Consider the following 13,546-nt stretch of genomic DNA (forward strand, 5'->3'; position numbering starts at 1 on the left):
CCCGTGACCTCCAGCATCTTCTGGTACGACTACGAAACCACCGGTATCAACCCGCGCAATGACCGCGCGCTGCAGATGGCCGGCATTCGTACCGATGCCGAACTCAATGAAATCGAACCGCCGGTCAACCTCTACTGCCAGCCCAGCGACGACATCCTGCCGCATCCCGCCGCGTGCGTGATAACCGGAATTACCCCGGCCACGCTGGCCGAAAAAGGCTTGTGCGAAGCGGACTTCATGACCCGGGTCCATGCCCAGCTCTCCGCTCCCGGGACCTGTGGCGCAGGCTACAACACGTTGCGTTTTGACGATGAAGTGACGCGTTACAGCCTGTATCGCAACTTTTTCGACCCGTATGCCCGTGAATGGCAGGGCGGCAACAGTCGCTGGGATTTGATCGATGTCGTGCGCGCGGCCTATGCGCTGCGCCCGGACGGCATCGTATGGCCCGAAGAAGACGGGCGCGTCACCCTCAAGCTTGAGCGTCTGACCGCCGCCAACGGTATTGAACATGGTCAGGCCCACGATGCCTTATCCGATGTGCGCGCCACCATTGCACTTGCGCGCCTGATTCGTGAGAAGCAACCCCGGCTGTACGATTATCTGTTTGCACTGCGCAGTAAGCAGAAGGTTCAGGATCAGATCCGTCTGATGCAACCGCTGGTGCATATTTCAGGACGCTTCTCTGCGGCCCGTCATTATCTGGGTGTCGTATTACCGCTGGCCTGGCATCCGCATAATCGCAATGCGCTGATTGTGTACGATCTGCATCAGGATCCGTCACCGTTACTGGAGATGGACGTTGAAACACTCAAGCAGCGTTTATATACCCGCCACGACGCGCTGGGCGAAGGCGAGCTGCCGGTGCCGCTCAAACTATTGCATATAAATCGCTGCCCGGTGGTTGCCCCCATGAGCGTTTTGCGTACACAGGATCAAGAACGCTTGCAGCTCGACATGACCGGTTATGAGGCGAGGGTGGCTTCAGTGACTGAAGGCCTTGAAGTTTGGCAGGAGAAACTGCGTGCTCTTTATGGCAAGGATCATTTCATCGCAAGTGAAGACCCTGAGCAGCAATTGTATGACGGATTTATCGGTGACCGTGATCGCCGTTTATGTGAACAAGTACGCGTTTCCGAGCCTGAGCAACTGGCACGTGATGCCTGGCCGTTTGATGATGCTCGCCTGCCTGAACTGTTATTTCGCTACCGGGCCCGTAACTTTCCGGAAACGCTCACCGCCGAAGAACAACTGCGCTGGCACCAATTCTGTCAGGCGCGCCTGATCCACGCGGAATACGGGGCTCCGAATACTTTGCAGGATTTTACGAAGGCGCTGGTGGAGTTGTCGCTTAGTGCCACGCCAGAGCAGTTGGCGATACTGAGGCAATGGCAGGATCACATTGAGTCGCTGCGCAGTAGGCTGAAAATGTGATCGGAAAAATGTAGAAGGTGAACTATAAAAAAACGCCAGCAAGCTGGCGTTTTTCAAGTCGCGGATAAAACGACCTTTGAAGCTTAGCCCAGCAGAGTGGCCCAGCTTTCAACCTCGTCACCGCCCCACTTGGCTTTCCACTCTTTCAGCGTCTTGTGGTTGCCACCTTTGGTTTCGATGACTTCGCCGTTGTGCGGGTTCTTGTACTGCTTGACCTTGCGGGCACGCTTGGTGCCGGTAGTTTTCACTGCGCCGCCACGAGGTGCCTTGTTGACTTTGGAGTCCGGATCCAGCAGAGCAATGATGTCACGCAGCGATTTTTGATATTCGCCCATCAGGGTGCGCAGTTTGCCTTCGAATTCCAGCTCGGTTTGCAGTTTGCCGTCTTGCGACAGGTTGTTCAAACGGGCTTGCAGTTCTTTGATGGCTTCTTCTGTGGCGCGGTATTCGTTGATCAGGGACATGAGGGGGACCTTATGTTGTGAAGGGTGACAGGGATACAGTGACGCAATAATAGTCAGAGGCACTGAGCAAGTAAACATTAAATAAAAGTTTTATTTGAATTATTTAGAAATATACACCGGTCCTACAGACGTGGGAACTAGATCGGTGCGCTGAACCCGACTAAATAGGGTCGCTATAAAGCCCTCATTAAATACCGGTTTTTTATTGGAGCGTCCGCTGCCATCTTGATACTGGCACGGTGCAATCTTTTTCCATCGACGGCCCGCCCCGGCACCTGAATTCAGGCAACAGAGATACTGCAGTTTTCCTGCGCAGTCGCTAGAATAGCGCCTTTGCGAAGTTCTGGAGTTTCCCCTAATGCGCACTTTTCGTCTGGTGATTGCTTGCCCGGACCGCGTCGGCATCGTTGCCAAAGTCAGTAACTTTCTGGCGTCCCATAACGGCTGGATCACCGAAGCGAGCCATCATTCGGATAATCTCAGCGGCTGGTTCTTCATGCGTCACGAGATTCGTGCCGATACATTGCCGTTCGATCTGGATGGGTTTCGCGAGGCGTTCACCCCGATTGCGCAAGAGTTCGAGATGGACTGGCGCATCACCGACTCGGCTCAGAAGAAGCGTGTGGTACTCATGGCCAGTCGCGAATCACACTGCCTGGCGGACCTGTTGCACCGCTGGCACAGTGATGAACTCGACTGTGACATCGCCTGTGTGATCTCCAATCACCAGGACCTGCGCAGCATGGTCGAGTGGCACGACATTCCTTATTACCACGTGCCGGTCGATCCCAAGGACAAGGAACCGGCGTTCGCCGAAGTCTCCCGTCTGGTCGGCCAGCATCAGGCCGACGTCGTGGTTCTGGCGCGCTACATGCAAATCCTGCCGCCTCAGCTGTGCCGCGAATATGCCCATCAGGTGATCAACATTCACCACAGCTTCCTGCCGTCGTTCGTCGGTGCCAAGCCTTATCACCAGGCATCGCTGCGCGGCGTCAAACTGATCGGCGCAACGTGCCATTACGTGACCGAAGAGCTGGACGCAGGGCCTATCATCGAGCAGGACGTGGTACGCGTCAGCCATCGCGACAGCATCGAAAACATGGTGCGTTTCGGCCGTGACGTGGAAAAAATGGTGCTGGCGCGTGGTCTGCGTGCGCACCTCGAGGACCGTGTACTGGTTCACGACAACAAGACAGTCGTCTTCGACTGATCCGTTGTGGCAGGATCGCCCATGCGGCGCTCCTGCCAACCTCCCAGGCGGACATCCTCATGACCGACCCTCTCGACAAAGCCACATCAACTGCTCCGGCCACTCTGGGCGAGGGCTGTCTGAGTCGTTACGACCCGGATGCGCTGACGCCTGACAACGGCACCGAGTTCGAAGGCGCGGCCGAGCTGTGGCGCGAACTGCAGCAGGACGCCGAAAAACCGACCCCACCCTAGCGATCTGCGCTAGTTGCCGCGTCCAGACTTTCCAGCCATTGGATTTTGGTCATGGGCTGCCTGCCGTCTTCCAGCAGGCGCATGAGCAATTCAATCCAATAGTCGCGTGAAGACCTGTGCAGCATGTCGACAGGGTGCAGTCCAAGTCGGATGGTCGACGCCTCGCGCAACCGATGTTCCTTGAAATCACTGTAAAGCTTCGACGCCGTGCGTCGCCATGCACTGCGTGCGCTCCAGACCATGCCTGGCGCGTTGATCGGTGTGAAGTCGGGCAAACGGAACAGATGCTGCGGGTCGCTGGTGTAGCTGAGCGGCAACTGACGCAACGCTTCGCGAGTGCCCTGGCTCATCAACCAGGCGGGCGCGACAAAGCCGTGAAGTGGCCAGTTCTGACGGTGAAACACTTCGATGCCCGCTTCCAGGCGTGCCAGCGCCTGCTGCGTGTTCAAACCATAGAACTCGCCTTCCCACGTGTAGATGCGCCGCATGAAGTAGTCATGCAGGGTTCGTGGCGCCGGGCTGTCGTCGCAATGGTAATAACCGTGCAGCGCCAGCTCGTCGCCGCGTTCCAGGCGTTCATCCATCCGCCGCTGAAAAACCGTGTCGTCGCCCAGCGGGCTGCGTCGGTGGAAATCCGGCACCACCAGCCAGGTCATTCTGACAGTGCCCAGCTTGTCCACCGCTGCGACAAATGGCTCGTACATCAGCCAGCTGTGAGGGGCGACGTCGTGCAGCACCAGCAGCACACTGCGTTCTGATGCGGCGCGAGAGCACTCAACCATGGGCGACAGCCGAGAACCGGTTTCCCAGCACCGCCTGATAATGGTCGAGCAGCCCGGTCACCACCACGTCCCAGCTGTAGTGCTCTTCCACGTAGCGTCTGGAGGCCAGGCCCATGGCATGGGCGTCATGGCAGAACAACGCTTTCACGGCATCTGCCATGGCTCTGGCGTCGTTCGCTTCGCACAGCCATCCACAGTGTCCGGGAACGATTTCGGTGAATGCTCCGGCCGCGACGGCGACGACCGGTGTTCCACACGCCATGGCCTCAAGCACGACCAGCCCGAATGTTTCCTGATCGCCCGCGTGGACCAGTGCATCGGCGCTTGCCAGCAGGCGGGCCAGATTCGTGGCCTTGCAGAAGCGATTGATCACCGTAACGTTGTCCGGCACGTTCATGGGCATGTGCGAGCCCACCAGCAGCAGGTGATAGCGCGGGCCCAGCTGTTTAATGCATGCAAGCAGCACCGGCAGGTTTTTCTCCTTGGAGCCACGCCCGGCGAAAATCAGCAGATGGGTGTCTTCGCGCAGACCCAGTTCGGCTTTCAGACCATCGTCCCGGCGCTCCGGGTTGAAGACCTGCAGGTCCACGCCAAGGGGTTGTACATGCACGCTTTCCACGCCCATGCCGATCAGCTTGTCGGCCATGACCTGGCTGGGCGCAAGCACCCTGTCGAAGTTACTGTAGAGCTTGCTGATATAAGCCTGAGCACTCATGCCCATCCAGTTGCCCATGCGGTTGCTCACCAGCAGCGGAAGGTCTGAGTGGTAGAAGCCGATGACCGGCGCGTCCAGATACCGACGGGCGTCGAGGGCGGCCCAGGCGGTCAGGTAAGGATCGCCTGCTTCGATCAGGTCGGGTTGCAGGTTGTGCAGCATCTTGCGCCACGGGGCGACCCGAATCGGAAAGCGGTAGCCATTGCTGAACGGCAGGGCAGGGGCCGGAACACTGTAGATGCCGTCGGCGTGGGCCGGACGCGCACCGGGCACCAGCAGGCTGTGGCGCACGCCGGGGCGACGTCCCAGGCGTGGGTGTTTGGCATCGAGATAGGTGCGTACGCCGCCGCTGGCCGGGGCGTAGAACATCGTCATGTCGGCAATGTGCACAGCAACATTCCTCCGCTCTGAGGTCGTCTTTTCTTGACCTCCTTGAAGAATAGTTGTTCGGTCGGGATTCACCGCCTGGCGGGCAAGCGGCAGACGCGAAGAGTCGTTGAGAGCATGATGCGTCATCAGGCCTGAACAAACTGTTGTGGCAATGGCTACGCTCAAGGCCAGCGCGTCTCATGGTGTGGAGAAGGTGAAACATGCACGACTCTCAAGAAATGATTCTGGGTGCCGCTCCTGATGGGCAGCCCGTCTCTCAGGCGTTTCGTCTGGCCAATAGACACGGACTGGTGGCTGGCGCGACCGGGACTGGCAAAACGGTGACCTTGCAACGCCTGGCAGAAGCGTTCAGTGACGCCGGGGTCGCGGTGTTCGCCGCTGACATCAAGGGCGATCTGTGCGGGCTGGGGGCTGCTGGCAATCCCCAGGGCAAGATTGCCGAGCGAATTGCCGGTATGCCCTGGCTTGAGCACACGCCTCGGGCCTATCCGGTCACGTTGTGGGACATCGACGGGAAATCCGGTCATCCACTGCGCACCACGCTGAGCGAAATGGGGCCGCTGCTACTGGGCAATCTGCTGGAACTGACGGACAGCCAACAGTCGGCGTTATACGCCGCCTTCAAAGTCGCTGATCGTGAAGGGCTGTTGTTGCTCGACATCAAGGACCTCAAGGCACTCCTCAATCACCTGCGTGACAACCCGCAGTTGCTGGGCGAAGACAGCGCATTGATGACAACCGGCTCCAGTCAGGCGTTGCAGCGACGGCTGGCCGTGCTCGAGCAGCAGGGCGCCGAGGCGCTGTTCGGCGAGCCTGCCTTGCAACTGGAAGACATCCTGCAGCCTGACAGCGACGGGCGAGGGCGCATTCATCTGCTGGACGCCAGCAGGCTGGTGCACGAAGCGCCCAAGGTCTACGCGACCTTTCTGTTATGGCTGCTGGCCGAGCTGTTCGAGCAGCTTCCCGAGCGGGGCGATGCGGAAAAACCGCTGCTGGCGCTGTTCTTCGATGAAGCGCATCTGCTGTTTGCCGACACACCCAAGGCCCTTCAGGAACGGCTTGAGCAGGTCGTGCGCCTGATTCGTTCCAAAGGCGTGGGTGTGTATTTCGTCACGCAGTCACCCGGCGACCTGCCGGATGAAGTATTGGCCCAGCTGGGGTTGCGGATTCAACACGGGCTGCGCGCCTTTACGGCCAAGGAGCAGAAATCGTTGCGGGCCGTGGCGGAAGGTTTCAGGCCCAACCCTGATTTCGATGCTCTGAGTGTGTTGACCGAGCTGGGTATCGGCGAGGCGCTGGTCGGTACGTTGCAGGACAAGGGTACGCCCGCCATGGTGCAGCGCGTGCTCATCGCTGCGCCCCAGTCGCGTATCGGGCCGCTGACGGCAGACGAGCGGGCGAGTCTGATTGCCGGCTCAGCCCTCGGCAGGCGCTACAACAAGCCGGTCGATCGTGAATCGGCCTACGAAATGCTGGCCGCGCGCAAGGTGGCCGAGCCTGACGCAACCGATGCTGCGAAAACGAATGAAAAGCCTGAAGAGAGTTTCAGCGACAAGGCCGGGGAGTTTCTGGGCGGGCTGGCCGGACAGGCCATGAAAAACGCCATGCGTCAGGCGGCGAGCCAGTTGGGGCGAGAGTTGGTGCGGGGGCTGATGGGGTCGTTACTGGGCACTAAGAAGCGCAGGTAAAACCGATTCGCTCAGGCGGTGCAAGCGCTGCACCGCCCGAGTGACTTCAGATCAGGACAGCGCCTTGGACGCAATCCAGAACAGGGCGGCAGACAGCGCCACTGTTGCTGGCAGGGTCAGGACCCAGGCCAGAAGGATCGTGCGAACGGTGCCGCCCTGCAGGCCGCTCTTGTTCGCAACCATGGTGCCGGCCACGCCCGAAGACAGGATGTGGGTGGTCGAAACCGGCAGGCTGAACACGTTGGCCATGCCGATGGCACAGGCGGTGGTGATCTGTGCAGACATGCCCTGTGCGTAGGTCATGCCCTGTTTGCCTATCTTCTCGCCGATGGTCAGTACCACACGCTTCCAGCCAACCATGGTGCCGATACCCAGTGCCAGAGCAACGGCCAGAATCACCCAGAACGGCGCGTATTCAGTCGTACCGGTCAGGTCCTTGCGCAGCTTCTCGAGATCGGATTTTTCACGTGCGTCCAGGCCCGGCAACTTGCCGACCTTGCGCGCGGTGTCATCCAGGCACAACAGATAACGACGGACTTCGATACGGCTTTCGGACGGCATCGAATGGTAGTCGGAGACACCTTTCAAACGGTCCAGCAGCGCGTCGATAGTCGGCTCGGTCTGTTCCGGGTTGCACGCGGAACTGGACGGCAGGTCGCCTTTTTCCGCCTTGCCCATCGCCAGGTATTCGCCCAGCGTGCTGCTGTTGCGCTGGTAGAACTGGCTGAGGTGCTGGGTGGCGTCGCGGGTACGTTCGATCTGGTAGGTCGTGCTGTTGAGGTCCAGTACGAACTGGCTCGGCACGATACCGATCAGGACCAGCATGATCAGGCCGATGCCTTTCTGGCCATCGTTTGAGCCGTGCACGAAGCTGACCGCCATGGCGGAAATCACCAGTACCAGACGGTTCCAGAACGGCGGATGCTTCTTGTCATCCAGCTTGCGACGCTGTTCCGGGGTCTTGTGCATCTTGGACAGTGGTCGCCACCATTTCAATGCGATCAGGACCAGCCCTGCGATCAGAAAACCTGCCAGCGGCGAGAACACCAGCGAGGCACCGATATCGATTGCCTTCTGCCAGTTGACGCCATCGGCCAGCGGAATGTCGTTGATCAGGGCGTTGGCCAGACCGACACCGAGGATCGAACCGATCAACGTGTGGGAACTGGACGCCGGAATACCGAAATACCAGGTGCCCAGGTTCCAGGTGATCGCCGCTGCCAGCAGCGAGAACACCATGGCCAGGCCGTGGCCGGTATTGACGTTGATCAGCAATTCGACCGGCAGCAGGTGAACGATGGCGTACGCAACGCCCACGCCGCCCAGCAACACGCCGAGAAAATTGAACACACCGGAAAGGATTACTGCCAGATGCGGCGGCATGGCTTTCGTGTAAATGACTGTCGCCACCGCGTTCGCGGTGTCATGAAAGCCATTGATGAACTCGAAGGCAAGAACAAAGGCCAGGGCAAGCAACAGGCTTACAAGCACCCAAGCATCTAGCCCGCTGAATAATTCGATCATGTAGATTTTCTGACCCGGTCTGAAGGGGGCGCGATTATGACAGAAAAAATACGTATCGACTTGTCGGCCTCGACCGGTGTCGCCTGAAACCAAAAAAAAGACGCATGAGCGCCGCCCCTTTGATGAGGCAGACAGGCAATGACACTTCAATTTCAGGTCGTGGTAATGCGGATCAGATCAGCGGGGCTATTCCAGCCTGACCGTCAGGACTCCTGTTTCAGGTCCTGTTCCATCTTTTGCAATTCCTCTTTGAAAGCCTGATCCCGAAGGCTGGCTCGTTTGCGCCAGGGTTTGCGTTCCGGCTCCGGTTGCGCGGCGTAAGTGGTGATTTCGCCACCGTAGACATCCTTGAAGCGTTGCTCCTGCCGCTCGAGTTCCGCGCGCAGTTCTTCTTTAGTCACTTTATTACCTGATCGAGTCAAATGAGTTCCGGCGAAAACGCAATGCACGGCAAACATGTTCGTTCCAGTGGCTGCCCGAAAAGCGGGGCAGGGAATTATGCATCAGCACATTGACTGGAAGAATCTGAACACCTTGCCGGGCCTCGCGGCTACGGGCGCCGGAGGAAAACAACTGTCGTAGCGACATGTGGTTCAGGGTTGAAACGCCGGAGGTTCTGTTTGACCGCCGGTTGCAAGGGGCCCGCTACAGCGTTGTACAGGTCCGGTGCGCTGACGCGGCTGCAGCTCGAAGGCTCGTGAGAACGCGAGTCACTGCTGAAGATTTAGCCCGTCAATGGAAAGGTACTATCGCCAAGAAGTTAGGCTGCGTCAACTATAGCGGTTTGAATAATGAGAGAGCCTACTCATTTTGTACGAATGTTCCGAAGTTTGGGTGAGTCATGTTTATGACGGAACTTTCATAAAGAAGAATTGACAGGCATGGACAAAAAAACGGCGTCGAAATTCAGCAAGTCCGATGGTGCGACGGGTGAGTGTATGAGAAGGGGGGGCGGGCTCGGAAATTATTCCGGCTTCCGTATCGGGCGCACAGAATGAGCTGTAATGAAAACGGCCTTGCTTAAAGGGCAAGGCCGCTGCCTTGGACTTCTCAGTGGGTACCTGACCAGTAATTTCCAAGAAGTCACTTCGTGGCAGACCTAAAGGTATAAGTATATTTCCGACGGGTCAATTGCGATTATCGGCCATTGGTTCGATAATCGCACAAGCCGAAGGTTGATCAATGCGCTGCATGGGTCTGAAACCGCCGGTTCACAAGGCCTGAAAGGGTGTATAGAGGTTGCGGCAATGAACGACGAACTGCGTAATTCTTTTTCCTCACTGGCTCCGCCCATCGTGGCATCGCCTGCCAAGCGGATCCAGGCATTGACCGGCGATCCTGATTTCATGACCTCGCTGGCCCGTGGGCTTGCAGTGATTCATGCCTTTCAGGAGCGTAAACGGCATCTGACCATTGCGCAGATCAGCCACCGCACGGAAATTCCCCGGGCGGCAGTGCGTCGTTGTTTGCATACCTTGATCAAACTTGGTTATGCCACCACGGATGGTCGCACTTACTCTTTATTGCCCAAGGTTCTGACGCTGGGCCATGCCTATCTGTCGTCAACGCCGCTGGCGATTTCTTCGCAGCCTTATCTGGACAGGATGAGCGATCAATTGCACGAGGCGTGCAACATGGCCACTCTCGAAGGTGACGACATCCTTTATATAGCCCGGTCGGCCACGACCCAGCGGCTGATATCGGTGGATCTCTCGGTGGGCGGTCGACTGCCTGCGTATTGCACGTCGATGGGGCGCATCCTGCTGGCTGCGCTGGACGATGTGTCCTTGCAGGAATACCTGGATCACGTTGACCTGCAGCCCAAGACCAGCCGCACCATTCGCACACCCGAAGCCTTGCTCGAATGCCTGCAGCAGGTCCGTCAGCAGGGTTGGTGCATTGTCGATCAGGAACTGGAGCAGGGACTTCGCTCGATTGCCGTACCGGTCTATGATGCATCGGGTCAGGTACTGGCTGCGCTCAATGTCAGCACCAGTGCCGGACGGGTGGCCCGCAGCGATCTGGAACAGCGCTTTCTGCCGATCATGCTGGACGCCAGCCGTGACCTGAGCACCCAGTTGTTCACCTGAGATCAGCGTATTGATAATCAGCGAATGGGTTCGATTACCGAACAGTTAGTCGATTATCGGATTGTTTGCGGCAGGGCTCAGGCATAACCTCATTTTCATTCCGGCGCAGGTCTTCGCGCTGATCATTGAACATGATGTTGGGTTCGGAGCACCTCATGGCAGACATTCTTTCTCTACGCGATGCGGTGAAGCAACTGGTCAACGATGGCGACACCGTTGCGCTGGAAGGCTTCACTCACCTGATCCCCACGGCCGCCGGTCATGAAATCATCCGTCAGGGCAAAAAAGACCTGACGCTGGTGCGCATGACTCCCGACCTGATCTACGACCAGTTGATCGGTGCGGGTTGTGCCAAGCGCCTGATTTTCTCGTGGGGCGGCAATCCGGGCGTTGGCTCGTTGCACCGCCTGCGGGATGCGGTCGAAAAACAATGGCCGCGAGCGATGGAAATCGAAGAGCACAGCCACGCCGATCTTGCCAACGCTTACGTTGCAGGTGCCTCGGGCCTGCCGTTTGCGGTGCTGCGCGCCTACGCCGGTTCCGATCTGCCGAAGGTCAACCCGCTGATCAAGACCGTGACCTGTCCCTTTACGGGTGAAGTGCTGGCGGCCGTGCCGTCCGTGCGCCCCGACGTGACCGTGATCCACGCCCAGAAAGCCGACCGCAAGGGCAACGTGTTGCTCTGGGGCATCCTGGGTGCGCAGAAGGAAGCTGCGCTGGCAGCCAAGCGTTGCATCGTCACGGTCGAGGAAATCGTCGATGACCTCAAGGCACCAATGAACTCCTGCGTACTGCCGACCTGGGCGCTGAGCGCAGTCTGTCTGGTGCCGGGCGGCGCGCATCCTTCCTACGCCCATGGTTACTACGAACGCGACAATCCTTTCTATCAGGCCTGGGACCCGATTGCCCGAGACCGTGAAACCTTCAAGGCCTGGATCGACGAATACATCCACGGCACAGCGGACTTCAGCGAATTCCAGAGCAAGCTGGCTCGCGCTTCGGAGGCAAAATAATGACGTACACCACCAGTGAAATGATGACCGTTGCCGCCGCTCGCCGTTTGCGTAACGGAGCGGTCTGCTTTGTCGGGATCGGCTTGCCGTCGAAGGCGGCGAATCTGGCACGCCTGACGTCGGCACCGGATGTGGTGCTGATCTACGAATCCGGCCCGATCGGTGCCAAACCGACCGTATTGCCGCTGTCCATCGGCGATGGCGAGCTGGCTGAAACGGCTGACACCGTAGTCGCCACCAGCGAGATTTTCCGCTACTGGCTGCAGGGTGGACGTGTGGATGTCGGCTTTCTGGGCGCCGCGCAGGTCGACCGTTTCGGCAACATCAACACCACAGTCGTGGGCGACTACCACAACCCGAAAGTGCGCCTGCCGGGTGCCGGTGGCGCGCCTGAGATTGCCGGGTCGGCCAAATCGGTGCTGATCATTTTGAAGCAGTCGGCACGTTCGTTCGTCAACAAGCTCGATTTCATCACCTCGGTCGGCCACGGCGAAGGCGGCGATTCACGCAAGCGTCTGGGCCTGCCCGGTGCCGGTCCGGTGGGCATCATCACCGACCTGTGCATCATGGAACCGGAAGAGGGCAGCAACGAGTTTGTGGTGACCACGCTGCACCCAGGCGTTACCCGCGAGCAAGTCATCGCCGCAACCGGCTGGGAAGTACGGTTTGCCGACAGCGTGGTCTATTCCGAAGAACCCACCGACGTCGAACTGACCGCTTTGCGTGATCTGGAAGCCCGGACCGCTGCCGCCCACGGTCAGGTCGCAGGAGAAGCGTGATGCGTGACGTATTTATCTGCGATGCGATTCGCACCCCCATCGGCCGCTTTGGTGGCGGTCTGTCCTCGGTGCGGGCCGACGATCTGGCGGCCATTCCGATCAAGGCGTTGATGGAGCGCAACCCCACCGTCAACTGGCAAGAAGTCGACGAGGTGTTCCTCGGTTGCGCCAATCAGGCCGGTGAAGACAACCGCAACGTGGCGCGTATGGCTGCGCTGCTGGCCGGCCTGCCGACGACGGTGCCGGGCGTGACGCTCAATCGTCTATGCGCTTCGGGCATGGACGCCATCGGCACGGCGTTCCGCGCCATCGCAACCGGCGAAATGGAATTGGCCATCGCAGGCGGCGTCGAGTCGATGTCGCGTGCGCCTTTCGTCATGGGCAAGGCCGATGCCGCGTTCTCGCGCAACATGAAACTGGAAGACACCACAATCGGCTGGCGTTTCATCAACCCGGCCATGAAAGCCCTCTATGGCGTGGACTCCATGCCGGAGACCGGCGACAACGTGGCCACCGACTTCTCTATTTCTCGAGCCGATCAGGACGCTTTCGCCCTGCGCAGCCAGCAACGCGCTGCCGTTGCCCAGGCTGCGGGCTTTTTCGAGGAAGAAATCGTGCCGGTGCGTGTGGCGCACAAGAAAGGCGAAACCGTTGTCGACAAGGATGAGCACCCGCGTGCCGACACCAGCCTGGAAACCCTGAGCAAGCTCAAGCCGGTCAACGGGGCGGACAAGACGGTCACGGCAGGCAATGCGTCTGGTGTGAACGACGGGGCCGCTGCGCTGATTCTGGCTTCCGCCGAAGCGGTCAAGAAGCACGGCCTGACGCCTCGGGCGCGCGTTCTCGGAATGGCCAGTGCGGCCGTTGAGCCTCGGGTGATGGGCATCGGTCCGGTACCTGCGGTGCGCAAGCTGGTCGAGCGGCTGGGTCTGGCGGTCTCCGATTTCGATGTCATCGAGCTCAACGAGGCGTTTGCCAGTCAGGGCATCGCGGTGTTGCGGGAACTGGGCCTCGCCGACGATGCGCCGCAGGTCAATCCCAACGGCGGCGCGATTGCCCTGGGTCACCCGCTGGGCATGAGCGGCGCGCGGCTGGTACTGACGGCGTTGCACCATCTGGAAAAGACCGGCGGTCGCAAAGGTCTGGCGACCATGTGCGTCGGTGTCGGCCAAGGTCTGGCGTTGGCCATAGAGCGTCCATAACGCTCCTTTTTTCGCTTTGTTC

Annotated in this window: 13 protein-coding genes; 8 read left to right on the plus strand and 5 right to left on the minus strand. The window is 59.2% G+C overall.

The window, feature by feature from the left end; genetic code table 11:
• The first annotated feature begins 3 nt into the window (after window positions 1-3).
• Window positions 4-1,434: an exodeoxyribonuclease I gene (gene sbcB, locus CFBP1590_RS06000; protein WP_088234648.1), complete on the plus strand. Its 1,431-nt coding sequence runs from the start codon at window positions 4-6 to the stop codon at window positions 1,432-1,434.
• 83 nt (window positions 1,435-1,517) lie between these two features.
• Here the strand turns inward: sbcB and mvaT are convergent, their stop codons facing one another.
• A complete protein-coding gene (gene mvaT / locus CFBP1590_RS06005) occupies window positions 1,518-1,898 on the minus strand; it encodes a histone-like nucleoid-structuring protein MvaT (RefSeq protein ID WP_004881357.1) in 381 nt (126 codons plus the stop codon).
• A 358-nt stretch (window positions 1,899-2,256) separates the two neighbouring features.
• On the opposite strand from mvaT, the gene purU reads away from it, so the two are divergent.
• The gene (gene purU, locus CFBP1590_RS06010; RefSeq protein ID WP_004881355.1) at window positions 2,257-3,108 is read left to right on the plus strand and encodes a formyltetrahydrofolate deformylase; all 852 of its coding nucleotides are present in this window, start codon (window positions 2,257-2,259) and stop codon (window positions 3,106-3,108) included.
• Window positions 3,109-3,167: 59 nt separating this feature from the next.
• On the plus strand, window positions 3,168-3,341 hold the full coding sequence (locus CFBP1590_RS27830) for a hypothetical protein (protein WP_004881352.1): 174 nt from the start codon (window positions 3,168-3,170) through the stop codon (window positions 3,339-3,341).
• Here the strand turns inward: CFBP1590_RS27830 and gpgD are convergent.
• Together gpgD and gpgS are read right to left on the minus strand one after the other, a co-directional pair.
• The gene (gpgD, locus tag CFBP1590_RS06015) at window positions 3,338-4,123 is read right to left on the minus strand and encodes an N-acetylglucosaminyl phosphatidylglycerol deacetylase (RefSeq protein WP_088234649.1); all 786 of its coding nucleotides are present in this window, start codon (window positions 4,121-4,123) and stop codon (window positions 3,338-3,340) included. The genes CFBP1590_RS27830 and gpgD overlap by 4 nt on opposite strands.
• On the minus strand, window positions 4,116-5,228 hold the full coding sequence (gene gpgS, locus CFBP1590_RS06020; protein ID WP_481374221.1) for an N-acetylglucosaminyl phosphatidylglycerol synthase: 1,113 nt from the start codon (window positions 5,226-5,228) through the stop codon (window positions 4,116-4,118). The genes gpgD and gpgS overlap by 8 nt, the downstream gene beginning before the upstream one ends.
• A gap of 200 nt (window positions 5,229-5,428) precedes the next feature.
• Between gpgS and CFBP1590_RS06025 the strand changes: the two genes are divergently transcribed.
• Window positions 5,429-6,916: a helicase HerA-like domain-containing protein gene (locus tag CFBP1590_RS06025; RefSeq protein ID WP_058432500.1), complete on the plus strand. Its 1,488-nt coding sequence runs from the start codon at window positions 5,429-5,431 to the stop codon at window positions 6,914-6,916.
• Between the two features lie 51 nt (window positions 6,917-6,967).
• On the opposite strand, the gene CFBP1590_RS06030 is transcribed toward CFBP1590_RS06025, so the two are convergent.
• Both CFBP1590_RS06030 and CFBP1590_RS06035 read right to left on the minus strand, forming a co-directional pair.
• Window positions 6,968-8,440, minus strand: a complete 1,473-nt coding sequence (locus CFBP1590_RS06030) for an inorganic phosphate transporter (protein ID WP_004881346.1) — start codon at window positions 8,438-8,440, stop codon at window positions 6,968-6,970.
• A 203-nt stretch (window positions 8,441-8,643) separates the two neighbouring features.
• Window positions 8,644-8,841, minus strand: coding sequence for a hypothetical protein (locus tag CFBP1590_RS06035; protein WP_004881345.1), 198 nt, complete (start codon window positions 8,839-8,841; stop codon window positions 8,644-8,646).
• Between the two features lie 846 nt (window positions 8,842-9,687).
• Here CFBP1590_RS06035 and pcaR point away from each other — a divergent pair.
• The 4 genes from pcaR (at window position 9,688) to pcaF (ending at window position 13,524) form a co-directional block, all read left to right on the plus strand.
• Entirely contained in the window at window positions 9,688-10,530 is an 843-nt protein-coding gene (gene pcaR / locus CFBP1590_RS06040; RefSeq protein WP_029243237.1) for a pca regulon transcriptional regulator PcaR, read from the plus strand.
• 155 nt (window positions 10,531-10,685) lie between these two features.
• Complete coding sequence (locus CFBP1590_RS06045) at window positions 10,686-11,543, plus strand: CoA transferase subunit A (RefSeq protein WP_024688703.1); 858 nt, start codon at window positions 10,686-10,688, stop codon at window positions 11,541-11,543.
• A complete protein-coding gene (locus CFBP1590_RS06050) occupies window positions 11,543-12,322 on the plus strand; it encodes a CoA-transferase subunit beta (RefSeq protein ID WP_004881336.1) in 780 nt (259 codons plus the stop codon). Before CFBP1590_RS06045 ends, CFBP1590_RS06050 begins: the two co-directional genes overlap by 1 nt.
• On the plus strand, window positions 12,322-13,524 hold the full coding sequence (gene pcaF / locus CFBP1590_RS06055; protein WP_088234650.1) for a 3-oxoadipyl-CoA thiolase: 1,203 nt from the start codon (window positions 12,322-12,324) through the stop codon (window positions 13,522-13,524). Before CFBP1590_RS06050 ends, pcaF begins: the two co-directional genes overlap by 1 nt.
• Window positions 13,525-13,546: the final 22 nt, after the last annotated feature.

The organism is Pseudomonas viridiflava (assembly GCF_900184295.1).
Lineage (GTDB): Bacteria > Pseudomonadota > Gammaproteobacteria > Pseudomonadales > Pseudomonadaceae > Aquipseudomonas > Aquipseudomonas viridiflava.